The 26,242-nt window shown below is 40.6% G+C and carries 20 protein-coding genes; 12 read left to right on the forward strand and 8 right to left on the reverse strand.

Annotation, left to right across the window (positions count from 1 at the left end):
• Nucleotides 1-786 precede the first annotated feature (786 nt).
• The 6 genes from grpE (at nt 787) to ACSQ6I_RS13595 (ending at nt 8,597) form a co-directional block, all read left to right on the forward strand.
• Nucleotides 787-1,533, forward strand: coding sequence for a nucleotide exchange factor GrpE (gene grpE / locus ACSQ6I_RS13570; RefSeq protein ID WP_438890833.1), 747 nt, complete (start codon nt 787-789; stop codon nt 1,531-1,533).
• A gap of 285 nt (nt 1,534-1,818) precedes the next feature.
• On the forward strand, nt 1,819-3,798 hold the full coding sequence (dnaK, locus tag ACSQ6I_RS13575) for a molecular chaperone DnaK (protein ID WP_438890834.1): 1,980 nt from the start codon (nt 1,819-1,821) through the stop codon (nt 3,796-3,798).
• 378 nt (nt 3,799-4,176) lie between these two features.
• Nucleotides 4,177-5,310, forward strand: coding sequence for a molecular chaperone DnaJ (gene dnaJ, locus ACSQ6I_RS13580; RefSeq protein ID WP_438890835.1), 1,134 nt, complete (start codon nt 4,177-4,179; stop codon nt 5,308-5,310).
• Nucleotides 5,310-5,567, forward strand: a complete 258-nt coding sequence (locus ACSQ6I_RS13585; RefSeq protein WP_015216333.1) for a sulfurtransferase TusA family protein — start codon at nt 5,310-5,312, stop codon at nt 5,565-5,567. The genes dnaJ and ACSQ6I_RS13585 overlap by 1 nt, the downstream gene beginning before the upstream one ends.
• Nucleotides 5,564-6,736 carry a small ribosomal subunit biogenesis GTPase RsgA gene (gene rsgA, locus ACSQ6I_RS13590; RefSeq protein ID WP_438890836.1) on the forward strand — a complete coding sequence of 391 codons (1,173 nt, stop codon included), beginning with the start codon at nt 5,564-5,566 and terminating at the stop codon, nt 6,734-6,736. The genes ACSQ6I_RS13585 and rsgA overlap by 4 nt, the downstream gene beginning before the upstream one ends.
• 271 nt (nt 6,737-7,007) lie before the next feature.
• On the forward strand, nt 7,008-8,597 hold the full coding sequence (locus tag ACSQ6I_RS13595) for a glycoside hydrolase family 57 protein (protein WP_438890837.1): 1,590 nt from the start codon (nt 7,008-7,010) through the stop codon (nt 8,595-8,597).
• 228 nt (nt 8,598-8,825) lie between these two features.
• On the opposite strand, the gene ACSQ6I_RS13600 is transcribed toward ACSQ6I_RS13595, so the two are convergent.
• Nucleotides 8,826-9,053, reverse strand: coding sequence for a photosystem II protein, Psb35-related (locus tag ACSQ6I_RS13600; RefSeq protein WP_438890838.1), 228 nt, complete (start codon nt 9,051-9,053; stop codon nt 8,826-8,828).
• Between the two features lie 694 nt (nt 9,054-9,747).
• Here ACSQ6I_RS13600 and ACSQ6I_RS13605 point away from each other — a divergent pair.
• Complete coding sequence (locus ACSQ6I_RS13605; protein ID WP_438890839.1) at nt 9,748-11,094, forward strand: protein kinase domain-containing protein; 1,347 nt, start codon at nt 9,748-9,750, stop codon at nt 11,092-11,094.
• A 29-nt stretch (nt 11,095-11,123) separates the two neighbouring features.
• Here the strand turns inward: ACSQ6I_RS13605 and ACSQ6I_RS13610 are convergent, their stop codons facing one another.
• The 6 genes from ACSQ6I_RS13610 to ACSQ6I_RS13635 form a co-directional block, all read right to left on the reverse strand.
• Nucleotides 11,124-12,185, reverse strand: coding sequence for a hemolysin family protein (locus ACSQ6I_RS13610; RefSeq protein ID WP_438890840.1), 1,062 nt, complete (start codon nt 12,183-12,185; stop codon nt 11,124-11,126).
• A 404-nt stretch (nt 12,186-12,589) separates the two neighbouring features.
• Nucleotides 12,590-13,966: an AtzE family amidohydrolase gene (locus ACSQ6I_RS13615; protein WP_438890841.1), complete on the reverse strand. Its 1,377-nt coding sequence runs from the start codon at nt 13,964-13,966 to the stop codon at nt 12,590-12,592.
• 7 nt (nt 13,967-13,973) lie between these two features.
• The gene (locus tag ACSQ6I_RS13620; protein WP_438890842.1) at nt 13,974-14,162 is read right to left on the reverse strand and encodes a DUF4089 domain-containing protein; all 189 of its coding nucleotides are present in this window, start codon (nt 14,160-14,162) and stop codon (nt 13,974-13,976) included.
• Between the two features lie 62 nt (nt 14,163-14,224).
• Complete coding sequence (locus ACSQ6I_RS13625; protein WP_438890843.1) at nt 14,225-14,401, reverse strand: DUF952 domain-containing protein; 177 nt, start codon at nt 14,399-14,401, stop codon at nt 14,225-14,227.
• 127 nt (nt 14,402-14,528) lie between these two features.
• Nucleotides 14,529-14,960, reverse strand: a complete 432-nt coding sequence (locus ACSQ6I_RS13630; RefSeq protein WP_438890844.1) for a KGK domain-containing protein — start codon at nt 14,958-14,960, stop codon at nt 14,529-14,531.
• Between the two features lie 400 nt (nt 14,961-15,360).
• The gene (locus ACSQ6I_RS13635; RefSeq protein WP_438890845.1) at nt 15,361-16,881 is read right to left on the reverse strand and encodes a thioredoxin-like domain-containing protein; all 1,521 of its coding nucleotides are present in this window, start codon (nt 16,879-16,881) and stop codon (nt 15,361-15,363) included.
• A 35-nt stretch (nt 16,882-16,916) separates the two neighbouring features.
• On the opposite strand from ACSQ6I_RS13635, the gene glsA reads away from it, so the two are divergent.
• The gene (gene glsA, locus ACSQ6I_RS13640) at nt 16,917-17,831 is read left to right on the forward strand and encodes a glutaminase A (protein ID WP_438890846.1); all 915 of its coding nucleotides are present in this window, start codon (nt 16,917-16,919) and stop codon (nt 17,829-17,831) included.
• Here the strand turns inward: glsA and ACSQ6I_RS13645 are convergent.
• A complete protein-coding gene (locus tag ACSQ6I_RS13645; RefSeq protein WP_438890847.1) occupies nt 17,824-19,365 on the reverse strand; it encodes a hypothetical protein in 1,542 nt (513 codons plus the stop codon). The genes glsA and ACSQ6I_RS13645 overlap by 8 nt on opposite strands.
• Before the next feature lie 507 nt (nt 19,366-19,872).
• On the opposite strand from ACSQ6I_RS13645, the gene psaA reads away from it, so the two are divergent.
• The 4 genes from psaA to ACSQ6I_RS13665 all read left to right on the forward strand — a co-directional run.
• Nucleotides 19,873-22,131: a photosystem I core protein PsaA gene (gene psaA / locus ACSQ6I_RS13650; RefSeq protein ID WP_438890848.1), complete on the forward strand. Its 2,259-nt coding sequence runs from the start codon at nt 19,873-19,875 to the stop codon at nt 22,129-22,131.
• Between the two features lie 120 nt (nt 22,132-22,251).
• Nucleotides 22,252-24,483, forward strand: coding sequence for a photosystem I core protein PsaB (gene psaB / locus ACSQ6I_RS13655; protein ID WP_438890849.1), 2,232 nt, complete (start codon nt 22,252-22,254; stop codon nt 24,481-24,483).
• Between the two features lie 223 nt (nt 24,484-24,706).
• The gene (locus ACSQ6I_RS13660; protein ID WP_438890850.1) at nt 24,707-25,177 is read left to right on the forward strand and encodes an REP-associated tyrosine transposase; all 471 of its coding nucleotides are present in this window, start codon (nt 24,707-24,709) and stop codon (nt 25,175-25,177) included.
• 126 nt (nt 25,178-25,303) lie between these two features.
• Nucleotides 25,304-26,242: P-loop NTPase fold protein (locus ACSQ6I_RS13665; RefSeq protein ID WP_438890851.1), on the forward strand; the 939-nt coding region annotated here is incomplete at its 3' end.

The following is a 26,242-nucleotide window of genomic DNA, read 5'->3' on the forward strand; positions in this document are numbered from 1 at the left end:
CGTCAGACCGAATAGACATAGGAGTGAGAATTAAATGTGCGTGACTTGAAACCCTTGTAGAGAAGATCCATATAACGTCTCTACAATCTTTTTCACTCCTATGTCTAATAAATTGGTGATACTAAAAACGGTTTAAAAGTGTCATTCTGATCGCGGAGCGTGGCGTATGACTCCTGCGTCGTCACGCAAGCTATAGCCATACGAAGTGTATCCCTGACGGGAGCCGTAGGCTCTAGAATCTTCGAGATACTTCCCTGCTCTACGTTACGTATGGCTAACGCTCCCTTCAGGGATACAGTACGACATAAGTCCAAGTTTCACTCATTTGCAGTATAGTATCAACAGATTTTGGACATCTGACACACCTGCTTGTATGCCAGTTGCATAAGTCCTGGGGGCTTTTAGCTTACCATGCTTGTAATTAGTTAAAAAACTGACTTATGATCAGGGACGCAGGCAATTAATTGCCGCTCATTTGTTTACCATTTGTCACAATAAGATAATAGTGACATCACTTCTAGGAAAATTCGGTGATTAAATCAGCCACTGTTGTCAGTCATAAACAGTAGCGGTTGCAAGATGTGTCACCCAGACTTTAGATTAAGAAGACAAAATCTCAAAGCTCATTACAGCGTCACGGCAGTTTCAACTATGGAATAAAACCAAAAATTCTGAAATCAAAAACCAAATCTATGTCTTTAGATAGAGACTAAATCTGGAATCCACAATCCGCAATCCACAATTGCTTGACGCTCTGCCGTAAAAAGCATCTGGGATGAGTAGACAATGATAGAAGAAAATAAACAAGTAAACAATACAAACCAGCAATTGGGTCAACCAATAGAGGTAAAGCAAGCAATGAAGAGCGACTCCCCAGCCGAAATTAACTCTAACGAATCTGGCAGCGATGTGACTGAGCAAATGGCAGTCCAAAATAATATAGCGGCAGAACCCACACTCGCAGAAGAAAATAATGTCGATGCGACAGACAAAACAGAAGTAGATACGGCAGCTTTGGCAGAATTGGCTCAACAACTTGAGTCGATGAAAACACAACTAGAAGATCGCAGTAATCAATATATGCGGATTGCCGCAGATTTTGAAAATTACCGCAAACGCACCTCCAAAGAAAAAGAAGAGATGGAGATGCAGATCAAGCGGAATACGATTATGGAATTGTTGCCTGTTGTTGACAATTTTGAGCGGGCGCGAGCGCATCTCAAACCGCAATCAGAAGGTGAGATGACAATTCACAAAAGTTATCAAGGGGTTTATAAACAATTAGTGGATTGTCTCAAGCGAATAGGTGTGTCACCAATGCGACCGGAAGGTCAAGAATTTGATCCTAATCTGCATGAAGCAGTAATGCGGGAACCTACAAATGAACATCCAGAAGGTACAGTATTAGAGGAGTTAGTACGCGGGTATTATTTGGGAGAACGTGTACTGCGCCATGCAATGGTGAAAGTGGCAGCTCCTACAGAAGATACACCTACAGAGCAAGAAGATGAATCGAGTCAAGAAAATAGTTAAACTTTATTCGCTCGTCGTGCTGACTGAAAAGTTCTAGATTCTCACAAGAGTTAGAATCGCGTTTCTGGAGAAAAGAGGGCTGTTGACCTTTTTTTGGGTTAAGCAGCCCCCTCCGGCAGTGTTTCTCATCCAAGACTCGGTTGCAGCTATCAACATAGCTCACTGTATTTTTACTTCAGTAGCAGCTAAAATTTACACAGAAATACCTTGAGCTTCCAGCCCTGAGTAAAAACGATAGTCGGCGAAAAATCACGGTAAAAGCACTCTACCAAGAATACTGTCAGTATGGGAAAAGTTATTGGGATCGACTTAGGCACTACTAATAGTTGCGTTGCTATTGTCGAAGGTGGGCAACCGGTAGTGATTGCTAATTCCGAAGGGGGACGCACTACTCCTAGCATTGTCGGATTTGGCAAGAGCGGGGATCTTTTAGTTGGTCAGCTCGCTAAACGGCAATCCATTACTAATGCTGAGAATACAATTTATAGTATCAAAAGGTTTATCGGTCGCCGTTGGGATGATACTGGATTAGAACGCGATCGCGTACCCTATAACTGTGTCAAAGGTCGAGACGATACCGTTGACGTGCAGATTCGCGGGCGTAATTACACACCCCAAGAGATATCTTCCATGATCCTGCAAAAACTCAAACAGGAGGCGGAAAATTTTTTGGGTGAAGAAGTCACTCAAGCCGTGATTACCGTACCAGCATATTTTACAGATGCCCAAAGACAAGCAACTAAAGATGCTGGCACAATTGCTGGTTTAGAAGTCTTGCGGATTATCAACGAACCAACCGCAGCAGCTTTAGCTTTTGGTTTAGACAAACAAGACCAAGAACAACTGATTTTAGTATTTGACTTGGGAGGTGGAACTTTTGATGTCTCTATCTTGCAACTGGGAGATGGCGTTTTTGAAGTTAAAGCCACTAGTGGTAACAATCAACTAGGTGGAGATGACTTTGACAATTGCCTCGTCCTCTGGATGGTAGAGCAATTTAAACAACAAGAGAAGATCGACATTGCTAAAGATAAAATGGCACTGCAACGTTTGCGAGAGGCAGCGGAAAAGGCAAAAATTGAACTTTCCAGCATGGTCAATACCTCTATTAACTTGCCATTTATCACCGCTGATGAAACAGGGCCTAAGCATCTGGAGATGGAACTGAGTCGTTCTAAATTTGAAGAACTCACAGCACATTTAATTGCAGCTACCATCGAACCAATGATCCAGGCTCTTAAAGATGCAGACCTCAAACCACAAGATATCGATCGCATTATCTTAGTTGGTGGTTCTACCCGCATTCCCGCAGTTCTCAATGCTGTGATCAAGTTCTACAATGGCAAAACACCTGATCGCTCTGTCAACCCTGATGAAGCTGTAGCACTAGGTGCAGCCGTTCAAGCGGGAGTTCTGGGTGGAGAAGTCGATACCCTGTTACTTTTAGATGTCACTCCCCTATCTTTAGGACTAGAAACCCTTGGGGAAGTATTCACTAAAATCATTGAACGTAATACCACCATTCCCACTAGTAAATCCCAAGTATTTTCTACAGCTGTTGATGGACAAAATTCCGTGGAAATACACGTTCTTCAAGGAGAACGAGCGATGGCGCGAGATAACAAAACTCTTGGTAAGTTTCTCTTAGCCGGTATTCCCCCTGCTCCTCGTGGTGTACCACAAATTGAGGTAGCTTTTGACATAGATGTCAACGGCATTCTCAAAGTTGCTGCTCAAGACAAGGGTACAGGCAGAGAACAAAGTATTCGCATTACTAATACAGGTGGTTTAAGTCAAACCGAAGTCGAAAGAATGCGGCAACAAGCTGAGTTATTTGCCGAAGAAGACAAAAAACGTAAAGAACTGATTGAACTAAAAAACCAAGCAGATAACCTGTTGGCAAGTTACACGTCTACGTTAAAGGAGAATAGTGACTTAATTGGTGAAAAAGTTAAAGCTTCGGCACAGGAGAAATTTACCAAACTCCAAGTGGCCATGAGTGATCCTGCTATCACCGCAGTTACCTTTAGTCCGATATTAGAGGAATTTAAACAAACTCTGTTTGCGATCGGTGCAGATGTTTATAAACGAGCTAATAGCTCAACAGACACACCACCGGAATCACAGGAAGAGGAAAAAGAGCATACTGATATTTCCGTAACTTTAGTAGAAGAAAGTGCTATGACTGAGACGGCAATACCACAATTCAATTTTGATTTTGACGAGGATAATACTGCTTCCGCTGATTATGAAGCGATAGACTAGTGAATAGGTAAACGGTAAGGATCAGAGTTTTTTCTATTACCAATTACCAGTTCCCAGAATTTTGAATATCAAGACAACATGGTTTTATATCTCCAAGGTTTGCTAAATTGTAGAAGCAAATTGTAGGGGAATAAAATTCCTCATATTACAGATGCAACTAAAAGTATATGGTGGTTTTCCACACTAAATAGTACGGCTAGTTCCTCTGTCTGCTGAGACTAGTTTGACCAGTCTAAATAGCACAATTGTAAAAGAGACAGCCTTATGCAGTGAAAATTGTGTGGCTTTATTAACAAAAATTAAGTATTGTCTCTATTCCTTGACCTTAGTCCTTTAAGTACTTCTGCTTTCTTACTTCTAAACTTTTACCCTTGCTTTATGGCCCGCGACTATTATGAAATTTTGGGTGTCTCTCGTGACGCCGACAAAGAAGAAATTAAACAGGCTTATCGCCGCCAAGCCCGGAAGTATCACCCAGATGTGAACAAAGAACCTGGTGCTGAAGAACGGTTCAAGGAAATCAACCGCGCTTATGAAGTGCTGTCTGAGCCAGAAACCCGCGAGCGTTATAACCGTTTTGGTGAAGCTGGTGTATCTGGTGCTGCTGCTGGCGCTGGCTTCCAAGATATGGGGGATATGGGCGGTTTTGCCGATATCTTTGAAAGTATATTCAGTGGCTTTGCTGGCGGAATGGGTAGTCCAACCCAGCAGCAAAGACGACGTAGTGGACCTGTGCGGGGTGATGATCTACGCCTAGACCTGAAGTTAGATTTTCGGGAAGCGGTATTTGGTGGCGAAAAAGAAATTCGGATTTCTCATCTAGAAACTTGTGAGGTTTGTAGCGGTTCTGGTGCTAAACCAGGAACTCGTCCCCGAACTTGTGCAACTTGTGCTGGTTCTGGTCAAGTCAGACGTGTGACTAGAACACCTTTTGGTAGCTTCACCCAGGTTTCGACTTGTCCTACTTGTAATGGAACGGGAACAGTAGTTGAAGATAAATGTGATGCTTGCGACGGTAAAGGCGCAAATCAGGTCACAAAAAAATTGAAAATTACTATTCCGGCTGGGGTGGATAATGGCACACGTTTGCGAATCTCCCAAGAAGGTGATGCTGGTCAACGCGGAGGCCCACCTGGAGATTTGTATGTCTATTTGTTTGTGAATGAAGATGAGGAATTCCAGCGCGATGGAATTAATGTTATTTCGGAAATTAAACTTAGCTACCTGCAAGCAATTTTAGGCTGCCGTTTGGAGGTGAATACTGTAGATGGACTTGTGGAGTTAATGATTCCCCCAGGAACTCAACCCAATACGGTGATGAAGCTGGAAAATCGCGGTGTTCCTCGTTTGGGAAATCCTGTGAGTCGGGGAGACCATATGCTAACGGTGTTAATTGATATTCCCAATAAGATTACCCCAGAGGAAAGAGAACTACTGGAGAAACTGGCTAAAATTAAGGGAGATAGGACTGGTAAAGGTGGTCAAGGTTTTTTGGGAAATCTATTTAAGTAATGAGTGTATCTTCCCTGTTAACTCCTGATGCTCAACTGGATTTGCGCGGTACTCCTTGTCCGATTAATTTTGTGCGGACAAAACTCCGTTTGGAGCAAATGCCAGATGGTGGTTTGTTGGAAGTCTGGTTAGATGCTGGAGAACCAATTGAACAAGTTCCTGATAGCCTGACAATGGCAGGTTTTCAAGTAGAAACTATTACGGATTGTTCTGGCTATTTTTCTCTGTTAGTACGCCGTCCTGTAGTTGCCGAATGAAAGGTGAAACTCTTGCTAATGGACATTTATGGGGTACGGTGTTAGCTGTACAGGCTAATTTTTATCGAGTACAGATGGATGAGGTGGTCGTAGGGGCGAAGCATTCGGAAAACAGCCTTTGGCAAAAACTGATAATTGATCGCCCGAATGCTTCGCCCTTACAGGAGTCAGAAATAATAGAAATTTCTTCTTCACTGTCACCTTCTTCTCCCATTCTCCTCTGTACACGCAGAACACGCCTGAAAAAAATTGGTCAACAGGTGATGGTGGGCGATCGCGTGATTGTGGAAGAACCTGATTGGTCTGGAGGGCGGGGAGCTATTGGTGATGTTCTCCCCCGACAAAGTGAGTTAGACAGACCAGCGATCGCTAATGTTAACCAAATCCTACTGGTATTTGCGGTAGCTGATCCGCCTTTAGAACCTGTCCAATTGAGCAGATTTTTAATCAAAGCTGAGTCTACAGGCGTTGATGTGCTGCTGTGCCTGAATAAATGTGATCTAATTTCCCCTCTTGAAAAACAGCAAATTAGCGATCGCTTACTGGCTTGGGGTTATCAACCACTTTTTATCAGTGTTCAAAACCAAATTAATATTGACCACATAGCAAACTATTTAAACAATAAAATTACTGTGATTGCTGGGCCTTCCGGTGTGGGAAAATCAAGCTTGATTAATGGATTAATTCCCGATATCAACCTGCGAGTGGGAGAAGTTTCTGGGAAATTAGCCCGTGGTCGCCATACTACCCGTCATGTAGAATTATTTGAAATGCCCAGTGGTGGTTTGCTGGCTGATACTCCCGGTTTTAACCAACCTGATTTGGATTGTAGCCCAGAAGAATTAATTTACTATTTCCCAGAAGCCAGAAAACGGTTAGAAGTTGGTAGTTGTCGGTTTAGTGATTGTACCCATCGAGATGAGCCAGATTGTGCTGTGGGTAAGGACTGGGAACGATATACACATTATTTAGAATTTTTAGAGCAAGCGATCGCTCGTCAAACCCATCTTAAGCAGCAAGCTGACCCCGAATCTAGTCTGAAGTTAAAATCCAAAGGCAAAGGTCAGAGTCAGTACGAGCCAAAGCTAGAAAGTAAAAAATATCGCCGCATTTCCCGCAAAACTCAATTACAGGACTTACAGGAGTTATATCGAGAGAGTGAGGAATAGGGGATTGGTCAGGAGTACTGAGTATCGAGTATCGAGTACCGAGTATCGAGTACCGAGTACCGAGTACCGAGTATTGAGTATTGAGTACTGTAATTGGTCATTGATATTTCTCCCCTGCCCCCTACCTGCTCCTAAGACAAATATTTACGGACACCTACTTAATTTTTTATTCCCTCAACTCCTGCAAAAATGAGCCCAATAAAGTCTTAAAATATTGTTAATTTCAGCCAAATCTCCCGACCTTCAATTTACAGAAACACACAGAATTATTATGGCTATAGGCTACGTTGCACTTGTACTTCACGCACATTTACCCTTCGTTCGTCACCCAGAAAGTGACTACGTGCTGGAAGAAGAATGGCTCTATGAAGCCATCACCGAAACATATATCCCCTTATTGAAAGTATTTGAAGGCTTAAAGCGAGACGGTATCGACTTTAAAATCACGATGAGTATGACACCTCCCCTCGTGTCAATGCTACGTGATCCTCTGCTACAAGAACGCTATGACGCACATTTAGCTCAACTAGAAGAACTTATAGAACTAGAAGCCGAGCGCAATGTCCAAAACGGTCATCTTCGTTATTTAGCTGAACATTACGCAGCTGAGTTCAACGAAGCGCGTGAGCTATGGGAACGCTATGGTGGTGATTTAGTAACAGCTTTTAAAGGATTCCAAGATACTAATAACCTAGAAATTATCACTTGCGGTGCTACTCACGGGTATTTACCGCTGATGAAAATGTATCCCCAAGCTGTATGGGCGCAAATTCAGGTAGCTTGTGAACATTACGAAGAAACTTTTGGCAAAGCACCCAGAGGTATTTGGTTGCCAGAATGCGCCTACTATGAAGGTTTAGACCGAATGTTGGCGGACGCAGGTTTGCGTTATTTCCTCACTGATGGACATGGTATTTTATACGCCCGTCCCCGTCCTCGCTTCGGTACTTATGCCCCCATTTTCACTGAGCCTGGTGTAGCAGCCTTTGGTCGAGATCATGAATCGTCTCAACAGGTATGGTCTTCTGAAGTCGGCTATCCTGGTGCAGCTGAATATCGGGAATTTTACAAAGATTTGGGCTGGGAAGCTGAATATGAGTATATTAAGCCTTACATCATGCCTAATGGTCAGAGGAAAAATACAGGTATTAAGTATCATAAAATTACAGGACGTGGCTTAGGTCTTTCTGATAAAGCACTTTATGATCCTTATTGGGCTAAAGAAAAGGCGGCAGATCACGCCGCTAATTTTATGTATAACCGTGAACGGCAATCTGAGCATTTACACGGTATCATGGGTCGCCCGCCAATTATTGTTTCACCTTATGACGCAGAGTTATTTGGCCATTGGTGGTATGAAGGCCCTTGGTTTATTGATTACCTGTTCCGTAAGTCTTGGTATGACCAAGGAACTTATGAAATGACCCATTTAGCTGATTATTTGCGGGCTAATCCCACTCAACAGGTTTGTCGTCCTGCTCAGTCGAGTTGGGGTTATAAAGGGTTTCATGAGTATTGGTTAAATGAGACAAATGCCTGGGTTTACCCACATTTACACAAAGCTGCGGAACGGATGATAGAAATATCCACCTTGGAACCAGAGGATGAGTTGCAGTGGAAAGCTTTAAACCAAGCAGCACGGGAGTTATTATTAGCACAATCTTCAGACTGGGCGTTTATTATGCGGACGGGAACAATGGTTCCTTATGCAGTGAGAAGAACGCGATCGCACTTAATGCGGTTTAATAAACTGTATGAAGATGTGAAAGTTGGTAAAGTTGATAGCGGTTGGCTGGAAAAAGTAGAGTTAATGGATAATATTTTCCCCAATATTAACTATCGCTCTTATCGTCCAATGTAGTTAAGCTATTCTGCTCTTAAACTGTAATAACCTAAATAAGTTTTGTAGGGTAGGCATCCTTGAGCGCCCAAATGCGTTAATAGCTTTCAACAAGATTATTATTTCTATCGCAGTTTGATGCAGCGCAGCTAAGAAATAAGTATAGTATGTTAAATACTAATAGCAAAACCCCCAGCACCATGACTGGGGGTTAATTTTGTAGACATTTTATTACAGTGGCCTTTACTACTATTGGGGTAAAGTGCGGCTTGCATAAGCATCCATTACATAAGCAGGAGTGCGATTACTATAGTCTATTTCCACACCAGTGATAGACTGCGCTAACTGCTCAAAAGACTCAGAACGCCAGTTACGTTCATGAATTGGCTTGGTTTGCTCACCCATAAAATAAGCCAGAGAACCTACAACTGAAGCTGCTACCCAACCTACAACGATTAGCGCAATTAATATAGTCATTCTGGAACCTCGTGTTTTAACTTGTGTTGCTTTATGTAAATAAATATAACAAATGTAAACAAAATTTGCAAACTATCCATAAGGTGTGCTAACCGATAAGATGGGTGAGGTATTCCACACTGTCATCATTTCAAGGCGTGACAAAAATCCGCTAAAAACAAAAAATACGTTTTATGAAACATTGATAGAAGTTAAAACTGTTAATTCACCAGGACTGACGCACTGAAATGTAAAACTGTCATTCTGAGCGCAGCGAAGAATCTCTCCAGAAGTTGAAACACCTATTCTACCGTTCTCAACTTGGCTGAGTGCGTAAGTCCTATTCACTACAAATAAACTTAGGGACTTCCAATTAAAAAAATACCCAAAAATTTCTTGTGGTGCGGGCATCTTGCCCGCAAATCATCAAGGACGGGCAGGATGCCCATCCCACAAAATTGGGTAATTTATTTTTTGGTGATCCCTTAGTCCTTGATAGATTAGTATAAAAGGATACGACTAACTTATAGATTCAAACCTGGATCTGTTTTTGCTTTAGAAACAATAAGTAAATTTTGTGACAGAATTAGTATAAGATTTCCCAACCTTATCTTTTTCACTCTAGTTATCATCTTCCCAATCAAGCAAACCCAAAACTAGTCCTCCTCCCTTGTAGAAATAGGTTAACTCACAAATATTGTTCAATAAGACATAAATGAAACTTTGGCAGCCCAATCAACATCTAAATAATGGTAGATTTATTATCCAAAGAGTGATGCGTAGCGGTGGCTTTGGAGTCACTTATAGCATCAGAGAAAAAGCTACATCTAAATTATTTGTTCTCAAAGCTCTCAATTATATTCAACAAAATAAAGTAGATTTTAAACAGCTACAGGTAAAGTTTGTCAATGAAGCAGTTCGGTTAGCAAGATGTTCTCATCCTCATATTGTCAAAGTCTATGAAGTGATCCAAGAAGATGGACTTTGGTGCATGATCATGGAATATATAGATGGAGAAGATTTAGCAGAATATATTAATGATAATGGAGTGTTAGCAGAAGAAGAAGCACTACTATATATTGATCAAATTGCACAAGCTTTAGAATATATTCATCACCAAGGATTTTTACATCGAGATATCAAACCTAGTAATATCTTATTACGTCGGGGAAAATTAGAAGTAGTGTTAATAGATTTTGGGTTAGCCAGAGAGTATAGCAACGGTCAAATCAAAAGTATGACTAATGAGAGAACCGATGGTTATGCACCAATTGAACAATATCAAAAAAGAGGTAATTTTGGTGCTTATACCGATGTTTATGCCTTAGCTGCTACCCTCTATACTTTACTGACTAAAAAAGTACCTATACCTGCTGAATATAGAAACAAAAATAATACTTTACCACCACCAAAGCAATTTAATTCACAAATTAGCGATAGAGTAAATGATGCGATTCTTCAGGGAATGGCTTTGGAACCAGAAAATCGTCCTCAGTCGGTATTTGAGTTTAGAGAATTACTAGGTCTAGCTAGTATGTTACCTTCTCAAGAGATAGAGGAAAAACTAATTTCAGTAGTGGGAATGGACTACACTCGATTACGGGAATTACTTGCATCTGGGAAATGGAAAGAAGCAGATGAAGAAACAACACGAGTAATGTTAGCCGTAGTAGGAAGAGAAAATGACGGTTGGTTAAGTGAAAAAGATATTTATAATTTCCCTTGTCAAGATATACGTACTCTTGACCAATTGTGGGTGAAATATAGTAATGGCAGGTTTGGGTTTTCTGTGCAAAGACGTATTTATCAAAGTCTGCGAGGAACTAGAAAATTTCACCGAGAAGTTTGGGATGCTATTGGTGATAAAGTTGGTTGGAAGAAAGATAAAAAGTGGATGTATTATGATGATTTGACCTTTGATATTACAGCACCAGAAGCCCATTTACCAAGTGGAATTTTTTGGTTTGATTCATGGTGGGGTCGTTATGGGTGGTTTTTATTAGATGGAGTAGAAAGGCGGTTTTATTATTTAGTAGCGCGAGTGATTAAGTGTAATATATAAAATCAATGATTCTGCGCGGTAATTTATGATTAATCAACAATAGTTTCTTTGGGATGAGAAATATTTATAGATTGCAACATTCTTTCTCGTTTTTTACGGGCAATTTCTTGTAAATCAACAGTTTTATCAGTCTCATCTACAATTTCACCAGTTATTACCTCTAGTACATCCTCTAAAGTAATAACACCAGCTACACACCCATATTCATCAACAACTACTGCAAGATGTTCACGGGCTTCTATGAAGTTTTTCAGAAGTTTATCAGCCCGGATTATCTCAGGAACAAAGCGAACATTTCGACATAAATCTGCAATTTTTTTATCATTACTACCCTCAATCATTGCTGTTAGTAAGCTTTGTTTGAGAGCAAATCCAATAACTTGATCAATAGATTCATCAATAACAATAATTCGCGTATGTTGAGAAGCAATAATATCTGCTTTAGATTCAGCAAGAGTTAAATTACCACGTATATAGGTCAGCATAATTTGGGGTGTCATCAAATCTGAAGCTGTCACATCATTTAATCTAAACACCCTTTGAATCATTTCAGCTTCATCGCTTTGGATAATTCCTTCTTGTTGACCAATATTTGCTAATAGTTTGATTTCAGCCTCATTTGTTGTTGGTTTTTTTCTCCCTTTAGAAAAGGGTGCAGTGACATTTTCTAGAATCCATACTAAAGGCGTAAAAGCAATAGAAAGTCCAGTGATAGGTATAGCTGTAAGTATGGCTATTTGTTCAGAATATCTCTCTCCAATTGTCTTGGGGATAATTTCTCCAAAGATAATAATCATAAATGTTAGTATTCCTGAGAATACACCGAGCCAATTATCTCCTAATACTTGAGTCGCAATATTACCTGTAAGAATACTACCAATAATGTTGAAAGTATTATTGAGAATGACAATAGTAGCAATAGGTCGATTCATGTTTTCACGAATCGCTAGAAGTGCAACTGCGGCTGGATTTTTCGATTGAGCTAATTGTCTAACTCTCAACGTTGAAACTGAAAACAGCGCCGTTTCTATACTAGAACAAAGTGCTGAACCTACAATAATAATGAATACGGTAATTATAAGCTTTAGCATATAGTTTCCCAAGTATGGGAAGATGGGATTTGGATTAGCTAATAACCTGAATAAGTTAATTTACGCTTTAATGATTATAGCGTGATTTCCAACGTCCCCAGTATAAAAATCTTTTGGTGTGACAATTTTATGATTACTGTATGTTCTCACTTACCGAGCAAAGGCTATATCCAGAAGTGTTGAATGTTAAGATTTTGAGTATATTGCCCAAGTTGTGCATTGGTATTGGTGATACCAAATTTGAGAAGTTAATGACTCTATTCTCAATAAACAGACAATTTGGCCTGGGTTAAACACAAAGATTGTAAAGTTGTGTTGCGAGATTCAACACTTCTGGGCTATATCCTATTGTGAAGCAAGGGTTTTGTCCACAATGGTTAGTTATCTAATATTAGTAGAGTCAGTTAAATACTGATCTGACATGAAACTATACCCTGTGATTCCAAGACTGCTGCAATTTGCAAAATCAGAGCTTCATTATAAGGTGCTGCTATTAATTGTACACCTAAAGGCAGAGAATTTTGGCTTTGAATGGGTACTGATAAAACCGGTAAACCAATAAAAGATAATGGTTGAGTGAATAATCCTAAATGAGGACGGACAAGAATTTCTTCATTATCTAAAATCATCGTTTGCTGACCAATTAACGGGGTTGTAATCGGTGTAGTGGGGGCGATGATTATATCTAAATTTTGAAATATTTCTCGGATTTGATCACGATACCATCTTCTAAAGCGCTGTGATTGAATATACCAGGAACCGGGAATTAATGCACCAGCTAAAAAGCGATCGCGTGTGGCAAAATCAAAGTCTTGCGGACGGGATTTCAATTTCTCTAAATGCAGATTTGCACCTTCACAAGCTGTAATTACAAAGGCCGCAGCACGAGCAATGTCTGCTTCTGGTATTTTTACATATTGGGTGATATTCAACGCTTCAGCCACCTTTTGTACTGCTGCTAAAGCTTCCGGTGTAGAATTTTGGCTAAAATAATCATCTGCGATCGCAATTCTCAGGTGAGAAATATCATTACTTATTTGTGATAAACTCTCTTCAACAGGGCGTTTTGTACAAATTGGATCTTTTTCATCCTCGCCTTGCAGAACATCAAATATTGTCGCAATATCTCTAACTGAAGTCGCAAAATGACCAATATGGTCTAAACTGCTAGAAAATAATTTTATACCGGCACGAGATAACCTTCCATAGGTAGGTTTAAAACCAAACACACCACACAAAGCCGCAGGAACACGAATAGAACCATTCGTATCCGAACCCAACGTCAAAGGAACCAACCCCCCAGCAACCGCAGCAGCAGAACCACCGGAAGAACCCCCAGCAACCCGTTGTAAATCATGAGGATTGCGAGTAGTACCATAATGGGCATTTTCTGTCACAAACCCATAAGCATATTCATCCATATTTAACGCACCAACCAACACTGCACCAGCTTTTTTTAACCTAGTAATAGCAGTTGCATCTTGAGTAGCTGGGGGATTTTCAGCGTTAATTTTTGAACCGGCTAAAGTTGTTAAACCAGCAATATCAAATAAATTTTTAACTGCAAAAGGTACACCACATAAAACACCAATATTTTTACCTTCAGCAATATTTTTATCAATGTTTTCTGCATCTTCTAAAGCTGTTTTTGCGGTAATAGCTGTAAAACAATTTAATTCATTATTCCTAGCAGTAATTCTTGCTAACGCTGTTTGAGTAACTTCTACTGCGCTAACTTTACCTGATAAAACATTTTCAGCTATAGATACAGCATCATTCATAGTACATTTATGGTTCAAATGTAGGTGCAATTTCAATTTCTTCTCCCAAAGGAAAATTATTGACAATTTCTGCTATTGATTTGATTCTCTCAAAATTCACTACCACTTCATCTCGATACTCATCTTTTATCTGCAAGTTTAGTAATAACGACATTTGCTCAACATACTCATTTACATCAATTTTCTGATTTTTCATTTTATTTTTACATCTAGATTTTGAATCTTAATTATTTTAAATTAGCTACTGCTAACGGCAAATCAAAAAAAACCATCTTCTCTAGGAATGAAATCTATAATTTGGTACACAGCATCAATATTTAAAGCACCATAAATGTGAGGAAATAGTTCATTCTCTTCAGCAACTTCATAACGAATTTCTGCTTGAACTTGTTCGGTTTCTATAAACAGCAGAACTAAATTATGTTGATTGTACAAAGAACTTATTTGCTACTGGGGAGAAATGAATAAATCCTTGAATATTTAAGGTACTACAATGATAGCTTGCCAACATTTTTGCCGTTCGGTGATGTGAAAAATGTTGGTCATGCTGCATTAGTGCAAATCAATATGATTTAGAGTAAGTCATATCTTTAGAAATGTGTTGCAAATTTTCTAATGTTAATAGTTCATCCAATTTATCAGAATGAAATTCTATGTATACCTCATCGGCTTGTTTACCTAAAGGTGATATGGATATCTGAACCTTCAGTTTTCCTACCTGCCAGTTTTTACTACCTCTGATTAGTAATTGACAATCTTTAACAAACTGAAATTGAATGTTATTTATGTTTATAACTTCTTCACCGACTTGAACAGTTTTAAATAATTGTATAATTGATCCCTGAGACTGTTGTTCAGAATTACAAGTTTGTAGCATTAAATTTTCTCGAATTTCTCGGATAACTAACTCCTTAAATCTACTTATTTTAAATATATCTTTTCCTAAAGAGAGAATATCATCTTCACAATTCAAAGGAATGTATTTATTATTCATGTTGATTCTGTTCATCTAGATTGAATTCTTTTTAGGCAAACTTAAAACCTAATAAGCGATTTTAGAGAATATTTGTCGAGTTTAGATATAGTCTTAAATCACCCTTTTCAGGAGGATTTTGACTCCAGGTTCCCTTTTATTCAGAGGGTTAGGAGGATCTAAAGATGTTTGATACATCACCAATAACTTTTAAAACATCCTCTTAAAATCCATATATTTGTTGTCATCATAGCCCGCTGCATATACTCCCTTCCTACGGTAATATTACTTATATTCTTTTTTCTTTACGTTCTGCACTACGGAAAACAACTCCGAATTTACGCGTCTTTGCGATTGATTTAATCTGTCTTCTACTGCTAACAAGGCAGTATTTGTGCATTTGGCGTTGCAAATCAACCTTTCAAAATGCAGATATATCAGAAGACAGACATAGGCTAGGCGCACACAAATCAGGAAAATCTAATGTTTGCACGGTTAGCGTTTTTAAATTGACACGGCGGATGGCATGATTATTGGTGTCACTTATATATAGAGATGAATCTATCCCACTGAGTCCTGAAGGTTCTGAAAACCGAGTATTCTTACCTTGTCCGTCTTGAAACCCAGGTAAACCGTCTCCCAAAATAGTTTGACAATTCCCTGTCGTGGTATCTACCAATTTAATTTTGTGGTTGTAAGTATCTGCTACCCACAGATAATTTTGGAAATATTCCACACCTAAACAGTGTTGCAACCGGACATCTAGCTTTTCTCCATCCATATCACCAAAGCCAAATAACATACCACTGCCGCAAATAGTCCGTACTTTACCCTGTTCGTCGAGTTCCATTCCGCGAATTGAGCTAACTTCACTGTCAGCAATAAATAATTCCTGACCATTGGTGGTAATGCCGCTAGGTTGAGCAAAGGCACATTCTGTCAATGTGCTATCGAAACAACCTTCTGCACCTGTACCAGCAAAGGTTTGAATAGTACCTCGTTCTAAATCCATTTCCCAAATTTGATGTGATCCTGCCATTGCAATCAACAATTTATTGCCTACTTTTTGTAAATCCCAAGGGGAATTCAGGGCTGTTTCGAGTGCCACACCTCCGTGAGGACTAATAATATGGTTTTGCTGGCCAGTTCCTGCAATAGTCTCTACCACTTGCCGCTGTAAGTCAATTTGTCGCAAGGTATAATTTTCTGTATCAGCAACGTAAAGAATTTGACTTTCATCATCAAATGTCATTCCCTGGGGTGTAGAAAACTGTGCTTGATTAAAAGCACCATCAGTTAGTCCAGATTTTCCTGTACCAATAACATACATAATTTGCCCATCAAATTGGGTCATGACTATACGATGATGTCCAGAATCAGCAATAAACAAACCTGCTCGTGTAGCTAAGACTTTACCTGGAAACGCTAGGGGTGTAATTAATGGTTGCTGCTGTTTTTCTAAAGTGAATTGAAATTGTTGAAAATTGATGTGATCTTGATTTTTATGTTGAAGTTGAATAATTATGTTTTCAATGGCTTGAAGATGCCCTTCTCCAGCAAATTGCCCAATAACGTATCCTTGTGGGTCAATAATAATTAAAGTAGGCCAAGCTCTGACAGTATAATTTTCCCAAACACGAAAATCATTATCAACTAAAACTGGGTGTTCAATTTCATAACGCAGAATAGCTTGACGGATGCTTTCAATTTCTTTTTCGTTGTCGAATTTCCCAGAGTGAACACCAATAATAGTTAGGCTATCTTGATATTTGCGCTCTAAATATTTCAGGTCTGGTAATATGTGCAGACAGTTAATACAACAGTATGTCCAAAAGTCTAAAATGACAATTCTACCTTTGAGTGATTTTAGAGATAAGGGTTTAACTGTATTTAACCAAGGGTAATTTTGCGGTAGTTCTGGTGATCTAACACGAGGAATCATAGTAAGTTGAGATTGTAGATTTTAGATAGACGGTTTTGATAAAACTCGAAAAAATCAATATAAGTAATTTATCTCTTTGGGTGCAGGAAGCGAAAACCCAAGCAAAACAGGGAAGTGTGATTGAACGTATCCCTCTTTTAGCTGTAGCTGACCCTAATTGGTTTGCGGTTCACATCTGCTGTCAGTCAGGAGAAAATTATAGTTTGGGGGATACAGCTTGTGTATTTCCTTTGATGAGTGTAACTAAGGTATTCTCTCTATTATATTTGCTAAAACTTTTTGAAGCTAAAAAGGTATTCCAATGGGTTGGAATTCAGCCTTCAGAAGCGCCTTTTAATTCTTTTGAACAATTAGTTGCTGATAATGGACATCCCCGCAACCCGATGATTAATAGTGGTGCTATTACCTTATCTGATAAATTGCCTGGAGAGGATGCAAATAATCGCGCATATTTATTTTGTGAATGGCTTAATCAAGCAGCAGGTTGTAAACTATATGTAGATTTAGAAATGTTGGCTTCAGTTCGTGTTACTCATTCACCTGCAAATATAGCGATCGCACATCATCTAATTCAAAATGGATATATTGAAAATATTGAAACTGCTCTTGACACTTATGAACAAATATGCTGTATCTCTGGACGAGTGCAGGATTTAGCTTTATTAGGAAAATTATTAGCTTGTGAAAACAGCTGGATAAATTCAGAAAGCCGCCGCATCGTTAACGCCGTGATGTTAACTTGTGGATTATATGAAGCTTCTGCCGAGTATGCTGTCAAAATTGGCTTACCGATGAAATCGGGTATTGGCGGAGGGTTATTAGCGATCGCACCAAATCAAGGAGCGATCGCTTGCTACAGTCCTGCTCTAAATCATATAGGCAATCCTGTCGCAGGGCTGGCATTCATCGAAGCTTTATCCCAAAATTTACAACTGAGTATCTTTATTTAATTATATTTTCAGGTGTAGACAGGGCTTTACGCTCAAAATAACCACTTAATCGGCTTAATCCCGTTTTTTCAGAAGTTGATTTTTCTTTTTCTGGTAATTCCGCAGGAGTGGGTGTCACTTTCGGCTGTGGTTGCAGAACTTCAATTTTGGGAACAGGTGTTTTCTCTACCTGTGGTTGAGGAACTTCAGGAACTGCAATTTCTGGAACAGGTGTTTTCTCTACCTGTGGTTGGGGAACTTCAGGAACCTCAATTTCTGGAACAGGTGTTTTCTCTACCTGTGGTTGGGGAACTTCAGGAACCTCAATTTCTGGAACAGGCGTTTTTTCTACCTGTGGTTGGGGAACTTCAGGAACTGCAATTTCTGGAACAGGTGTTTTCTCTACCTGTGGTTGGGGAACTTCAGGAACCTCAATTTCTGGAACAGGCGTTTTTTCTACCTGTGGTTGGGGAACTTCAGGAACCTCAATTTTAGGAACAGGCGTTTTTTCTACCTTGGGTTGAGGTGCTGGTGTTTCTTCCACTTTGGGCGTTACGGTAGGAGTAGATTCAGTAACGGGAATCTTAACTGTATAATTCGGGTCTACAATACCGCGTACTTCATCAGCAGTAATTTCCCCTCTAACCATTCTCGAAAGCGTATCTTTACCATTAGGTTGGTAGTTAAATAGCCTAATTGTGCTATTAAAGACATTTTTTACAGGATTGCCCTGGTTATCGAGAAATTCCAGTTGTACCCAGTTTTTACCAGGTTTGAAGCCTTTGAGATAAACTGATTGCCAGCGATCGAGAATAAAGCTTTCATCATTAATTGTGCAGCGAATACGCCAATCGCTCATTGAGTCTTCAAGATTATCCTCAGAAACAATATGCAAAGGCGCGTTAGTTAGGTAAAAATCCAACATGATGGGTTCTGCACCGTAACTACCATTAGGACGACTGTAGGTGAGAAGGGGTAGATTCGGGTCAGGATTGTTATCGTCGGTTTTAGTAAAAAGGTGAAATGTTGTTTGGGCATAAGCGCCCTCATTTTTAAAGCTTTCATGCCAAGGACGAGATGCAAATACACGTAAAGTATGAGTACCTGCGGACAAGTCTGGCAAAATAAGAGGCTGACTGAGGTCGTAAACTGCTATATAAGGTTGGTTATCGAGAATTACGTGCAGATGGGGGCCTAGTTGCCACTGTGGATCTTTAAATATTGGTAGATCCTTCACTTGCAACCGGACTGTAACTGTATTATCTTTGAGAACTTCATTCGGTTGGGGAGTCAGGATAGTTACCTGTGGCTGATAAACTTCCAAGCTAGAACGTAGTTCTTGGATGATATCAGGAGGGGCTGTTTCTGAAAATTGCCGAGAAACTTTAGATATCTGTGATGATCTGTCTTGTTGCTTAACCGATACTTCTTGGCTTCCAGCTTTTTCGACACAGCTGCTTAAAGTCAAGACTAGCAGCAATGTCATTACCCATTTGAAGATCGGGAAACTCTTCTCTAAGAGTTTCTCTAAAGCTTTCTTTTGCCTAGAGGTCATGCATTCCACCCTATGATCGTCTTCAACAACTGACAAATCATTGTGACGCAAATTGCGCCTAGTGAAATATAGACCAAAAGATTTAGGTCTGCGGCAAGATGCTCAATATTTTTTGAATCTCTATCATAAAATATGCAGAAATAGTAATATTTGTGACAGAACTTTCCAATTAAATTAGAGAAACAACGAAAATATATAGCCAGAACAGTAAGTTTTACGCCTTTATTCACGATTAACCATAAGTTTTAAGAATTGTTATAGTTTGTAAATTAAATAGAAAAACTATTGACTTTTTCACAAAAAGTTTGAATATAAAAGGCAGATATGACAATAAATTTGGCAAGTTTGAATTATTGTTAAAATGTCTCTAACAATGTGCCAGTACAGACTCTATAATTCAACAGAAACAACTATTCCACACGGCTCCAGAAAAACCCTGGAAACGATGAGTAAAATTCACTCTGTGGTATTCATGATTCCTCATTCCTTATTGACAGAGGAGGTCGAATGACGATTAGTCCTCCACAGCGAGAGGAGAAAAAGGCAAGAGTTATCGTTGATAAAGATCCTGTACCCACTTCCTTCGAGAAATGGGCGCTACCTGGACACTTCGATAGATCTTTAGCTAAAGGTCCAAAAACCACAACCTGGATTTGGAACCTCCATGCCCTCGCCCATGACTTCGATACACATACAAGCGACCTAGAAGACATTTCCCGCAAAATCTTCGCCGCGCACTTTGGCCACCTGGCTGTAGTGACAATCTGGTTAAGCGGAATGTTATTCCACGGCGCTAAGTTCTCCAACTACGAAGCTTGGTTAACTGATCCATTAGGCGTTAAGCCTAGCGCTCAAACAGTTTGGCCCATCGTGGGACAAGACATTTTAAACGGTGATATGGGCGGTGGTTTCCACGGCATTCAAATCACCTCTGGCTTGTTTCAAGTATGGCGTGGCTGGGGTATCACCAACTCCTTCCAACTCTACTGCACCGCGATTGGTGGCTTGGTACTAGCAGGCTTGTTCCTATTTGCCGGTTGGTTCCATTACCACAAACGCGCTCCTAAACTGGAATGGTTCCAGAATGCGGAGTCGATGCTGAATCACCACTTGCAAGTATTGCTAGGTTGTGGTTCGTTGGGATGGGCTGGTCACTTAATCCATGTGTCCGCACCAGTCAACAAGCTACTAGATGCAGGCGTTGCCATTAAGGACATCCCCTTGCCCCACGAGTTCATTTTGAACAAGGATCTGTTGATAGAGTTGTATCCCAGCTTTGCCAGCGGTTTAACACCTTTCTTCACTTTGAACTGGGGAACTTATGCTGACATTCTGACCTTTAAAGGCGGTTTGAACCCAGTTACAGGCGGCTTGTGGATGACTGATATTTCTCATCACCACCTAGCGATCGCTGTACTGTTCATCATCGCTGGTCATATGTACCGTACCAACTGGGGTATCGGTCACAGCATCAAAGACATCCTAGAAAACCATAAAGGCCCCTTCACTGGTGAAGGTCACAAAGGTCTTTATGAAAACATGACCACCTCTTGGCACGCTCAGTTGGCTACTAACCTGGCCTTCTTAGGTTCCTTGACAATCATCATCGCGCATCATATGTACGCGATGCCTCCCTATCCATACTTGGCAACTGATTACGCTACACAGTTGTGCATTTTCACTCACCATATTTGGATCGGTGGTTTCTTGATTGTTGGTGGTGCTGCTCACGCAGCAATCTTCATGGTGCGCGATTATGATCCAGTTGTTAACCAAAACAACGTACTGGATCGGGTGATTCGTCATCGTGATGCTATCATCTCTCACCTAAACTGGGTTTGTATTTTCCTAGGCTTCCACAGCTTTGGTTTGTACATTCACAACGACACGATGCGTGCCTTGGGTCGTCCCCAAGATATGTTCTCTGACGCAGCAATTCAGTTACAACCTGTGTTTGCTCAGTGGGTACAAAACCTGCACACACTGGCTCCAGGTGGTACAGCACCCAATGCTATAGAACCAGTTAGCTACGCATTTGGCGGCGGTATTTTGGCTGTAGGCGGAAAAGTAGCGATGATGCCCATTGCATTGGGTACAGCTGACTTCTTGATTCACCACATCCACGCCTTCACCATTCACGTTACCGTCCTCATCCTGCTCAAAGGTGTACTTTACGCCCGCAGTTCTCGTTTGATTCCAGACAAGGCAAACTTAGGTTTCCGCTTCCCTTGCGACGGGCCAGGTCGTGGCGGTACTTGTCAAGTGTCCGGTTGGGACCATGTGTTCCTAGGACTGTTCTGGATGTATAACTCCCTGTCAATAGTAATTTTCCACTTCAGTTGGAAAATGCAATCTGACGTTTGGGGAACTGTAGACGCAGCAGGTAATGTGTCTCATATCACTGGCGGTAACTTTGCCGAAAGCGCCATCACCATCAATGGTTGGTTGCGTGACTTCCTGTGGGCGCAAGCTACACAGGTCATCAACTCCTACGGAAGTGAACTGTCTGCTTATGGACTCATGTTCCTAGGCGCTCACTTTGTTTGGGCATTCAGCTTAATGTTCCTGTTTAGTGGTCGTGGCTACTGGCAAGAACTAATTGAGTCCATTGTATGGGCGCACAATAAACTGAAAGTAGCACCAACAATTCAGCCTCGTGCTTTGAGCATCACTCAAGGTCGTGCTGTAGGTGTAGCTCACTATCTATTAGGAGGAATTGCCACCACCTGGGCATTCTTCCACGCACACATCCTTTCAGTAGGGTAGCAATCAGTTGAATTTTGGATTTTGGATTTTAGATTTCAGATTTAATCCAAAATCCAAAATCTAGAATCTAAAATTTTACTGATACCTGATGGCTAAAGGTCAGAGGACATATCAAAACCTATGGCAACAAAATTTCCAAAATTTAGCCAGGATCTCGCACAGGACCCGACTACCCGTCGGATTTGGTATGCGATCGCTACAGGCAACGATTTTGAAAGCCACGATGGCATGACGGAAGAAAATCTTTACCAAAAGATTTTCGCTACGCATTTCGGTCACTTGGCAATCATCTTCCTGTGGGCATCCAGCCTCCTGTTTCACGTAGCCTGGCAAGGTAACTTTGAACAGTGGATTAAAGATCCCCTTCACGTCCGTCCTATCGCCCATGCGATTTGGGACCCTCACTTCGGTCAGCCTGCGGTTGAAGCTTTCACCCAAGGTGGAGCAAGCAACCCCGTAAATATTGCTTACTCCGGTGTTTACCACTGGTGGTACACCATCGGGATGCGGACAAATACTGAACTGTACACTGGTTCATTAGGTCTGCTTCTGTTGGCAGCAGTATTCCTATTTGCTGGTTGGTTACATTTACAACCCAAGTTCCGTCCTAGTCTTTCTTGGTTCAAGAGTGCTGAACCCCGTCTAAATCACCACTTGGCTGGTTTGTTCGGTGTTAGTTCCTTGGCTTGGACTGGTCACTTGGTTCACGTTGCTATTCCTGAATCTCGTGGTATTCACGTAGGCTGGGATAACTTCTTAACCGCCGCACCTCACCCAGCAGGGTTGACCCCCTTCTTCACAGGTAACTGGGGCGTTTACGCTCAGAACCCTGACACTGCGGGTCATCTGTTTGGTACTTCCACTGGTGCTGGTACAGCGATTCTCACCTTCTTGGGCGGTTTCCACCCCCAAACAGAATCTTTGTGGTTGACCGACATGGCTCATCACCACTTAGCGATCGCTGTTATCTTCATCATCGCCGGTCATATGTACCGCACTAACTTCGGAATTGGTCACAGCATCAAAGAAATGCTGAACTCCAAATCCGGTTTAGTTCCCGGTAGCAAGAGTGAAGGTCAGTTCAACCTGCCTCACCAAGGTCTGTACGACACCATCAATAACTCCCTGCACTTCCAACTGTCTTTGGCATTGGCTGCACTGGGAACTATTACCTCCTTGGTGGCGCAGCATATGTACGCCCTGCCTCCTTACGCGTTCATCGCTAAGGACTACACAACACAGGCAGCACTGTACACCCACCACCAGTACATCGCTGGTTTCTTGATGGTTGGTGCATTCGCCCACGCCGCCATCTTCTGGGTACGTGATTACGACCCCGAACAAAACAAGGGCAACGTATTAGACCGGATTTTGCAGCACAAAGAAGCGATCATTTCCCACCTCAGCTGGGTATCTCTCTTCTTGGGCTTCCATACCTTGGGCTTGTACGTTCACAACGACGTAGTAGTTGCTTTCGGTACTCCTGAAAAGCAAATCTTGATTGAGCCAGTATTTGCTCAGTTCATTCAAGCTGCTCACGGTAAAGTACTCTACGGTTTAGACACATTGCTGTCTAACCCCGATAGCGTCGCTTACACAGCCTATCCCAACTACGGTAACGTTTGGTTGTCTGGCTGGTTAGATGCCATTAACTCTGGTACTAACTCCCTCTTCTTAACAATTGGCCCTGGCGACTTCTTGGTTCACCATGCATTCGCTTTGGCTATCCACACCACCACCCTAGTACTTGTTAAAGGTGCTTTGGATGCGCGTGGTTCTAAGCTGATGCCCGATAAAAAGGACTTCGGCTATGCGTTCCCCTGCGACGGTCCAGGCCGTGGCGGTACTTGCGACATCTCCGCATGGGACTCTTTCTACCTAGCAATGTTCTGGATGTTGAACACCATTGGTTGGGTAACCTTCTACTGGCATTGGAAACATCTAGGTATTTGGCAAGGTAACGTTGCTCAGTTCAACGAAAACTCTACCTACCTGATGGGCTGGTTCCGTGACTACCTCTGGGCTAACTCTGCTCAGTTGATTAACGGTTACAACGCCTACGGCATGAACAACTTGTCTGTTTGGGCTTGGATGTTCCTCTTTGGACACTTAGTTTGGGCAACTGGTTTCATGTTCCTCATCTCTTGGAGAGGATATTGGCAAGAGTTGATCGAAACCTTGGTTTGGGCGCACGAGCGTACTCCTCTAGCTAACTTGGTTCGCTGGAAAGATAAGCCCGTTGCTCTCTCCATTGTTCAAGCTCGTGTGGTTGGTTTAGCTCACTTCACTGTTGGCTACATCGTCACTTACGCAGCGTTCCTCATTGCCTCTACTGCTGGTAAGTTCGGTTGATCCTGACTACTAGTTTTAGGTAAGTAATTAAAATCCCCTGCCGCAAGGTGGGGGATTTTTTTATGGGCGGGCAGGATGCCCACCCCACAGTAGATGTATAAATTGTAAGAAAAGATAGTAAAGGATATAATTTTCTGTTTAGAAGATGGGAAATATAAATTAAGGGCAGGCAGGATGCCTACCCCACAAGAAACAAAGAAAAATAAAAAATTGTTTTTCTGCTATGGAAGAAGCAAGGTTAAAAATTTACCAAAGGACATTACCTCATTGGGAGTTAGATGGGGCAAGTTATTTTATTACTTTTAATACTTGGGAAAAGTTGGAACTTAGTCCAGAAGCAAGGGAAATAGTTTTTAATTCTTGTCTATTTTTTAATCACAAAAGATATAAGATTTTTGTCTTGGTAGTGATGACAGATCATGTCCATATCCTCATGCAGCCATTACTAAAGTCTGAAAATGAGTATTGGTCACTCAGCAGCATTATGAATAGTATCAAAGGTTATAGTGCTAAACAGATTCCCAAGGTGATGAAACATATAGGTACTGTTTGGCAAGATGAGCGATATGACAGGATTGTGAGAAATGAGGAGGAATTTCAAGCATATTGGCAATATATCAGACAAAATCCTGTAGAAGCTGGTTTATCATCAACACCAGAAGATTACCCTTATTTCTGGCAAATCTCAGAATAACCTGAATTATTTTATCCTTTCTTGTGGGGTGGGCATCCTGCCCGCCCTTTGTAATAAATAACAAAACTAGGCTAATTTAAGTATTAGCACAATTTATACTGTAATAATTGGAAGTGAGAGGCGGTTATGACTGAAAGCACAAATAAAGCAAATGCTGGAGTTCATCGAGAAGAAGCTAAAAGTATTCTCGATAGATTCTTAAATAATGAAAATTATAGAGTTTTAGCTGTTAACGGAAAATGGGGTATTGGAAAAACTTATCTAGTCGAGAATTTTTTATCTGAACATAAAAAAGGATATTATTATGCCTCAGTTTTTGGTTTATCTTCCATTGAGCAGCTAAAAAGTCAAATTTTATCAAATTTTAAAAGAGTATCTATAGATAGTCAAAATACTTTGACTGAACCTGAAACTCGTTTTGGTAGTGTTAGAAAACGTTTGCAGAATCTTGTGAATTGGAAAAATGTTGATTTAGAAAAAATAAATAAAACTAATCTGGGAAACATAAAACTGGATGATTTAACTCTTTCTTTATCAGGAACGGGTATATCATTAGCAGTTGAAGTATTACGCAATATCAGATTTAATCAAATTAAAGGATCAATAGTATGTATTGACGATCTGGAGAGAAAATCTAAACTACCACTGGAAGAAATACTTGGGTTTGTTGAGTATTTAGTCCAGGAGTTAAAATGCAAAATTATTCTCATTTATAATGAAGATACTCTCTTGAAAGATCCAGATAATGAAAAAATTTTAAAGGATTATCGAGAAAAAGTAATTGATAGAGAATTTACACTTTATCCAACAGTTGATGAAAACTTAGATTTCATATTTAAAGATCATTCTGATATAGAGGTAATTAAATCAGTATTAATAAATGCTGGTACAAATAATATTCGAGTTATACGCAAAACTCAATGGCTTATTGATGAACTTATTCCCTTTATGAAAAATTGGGAGGTTAGTTTACGTCATCAGGTTATTATAAATATAATTATTATTACTGTAGCAAAACTAGATACAGACTTTTGTAACCGCTTGTTTATTGATGGGATAGATCCC

Source organism: Anabaena sp. WFMT, assembly GCF_051781005.1.
Taxonomy (GTDB): Bacteria; Cyanobacteriota; Cyanobacteriia; order Cyanobacteriales; family Nostocaceae; genus Anabaena.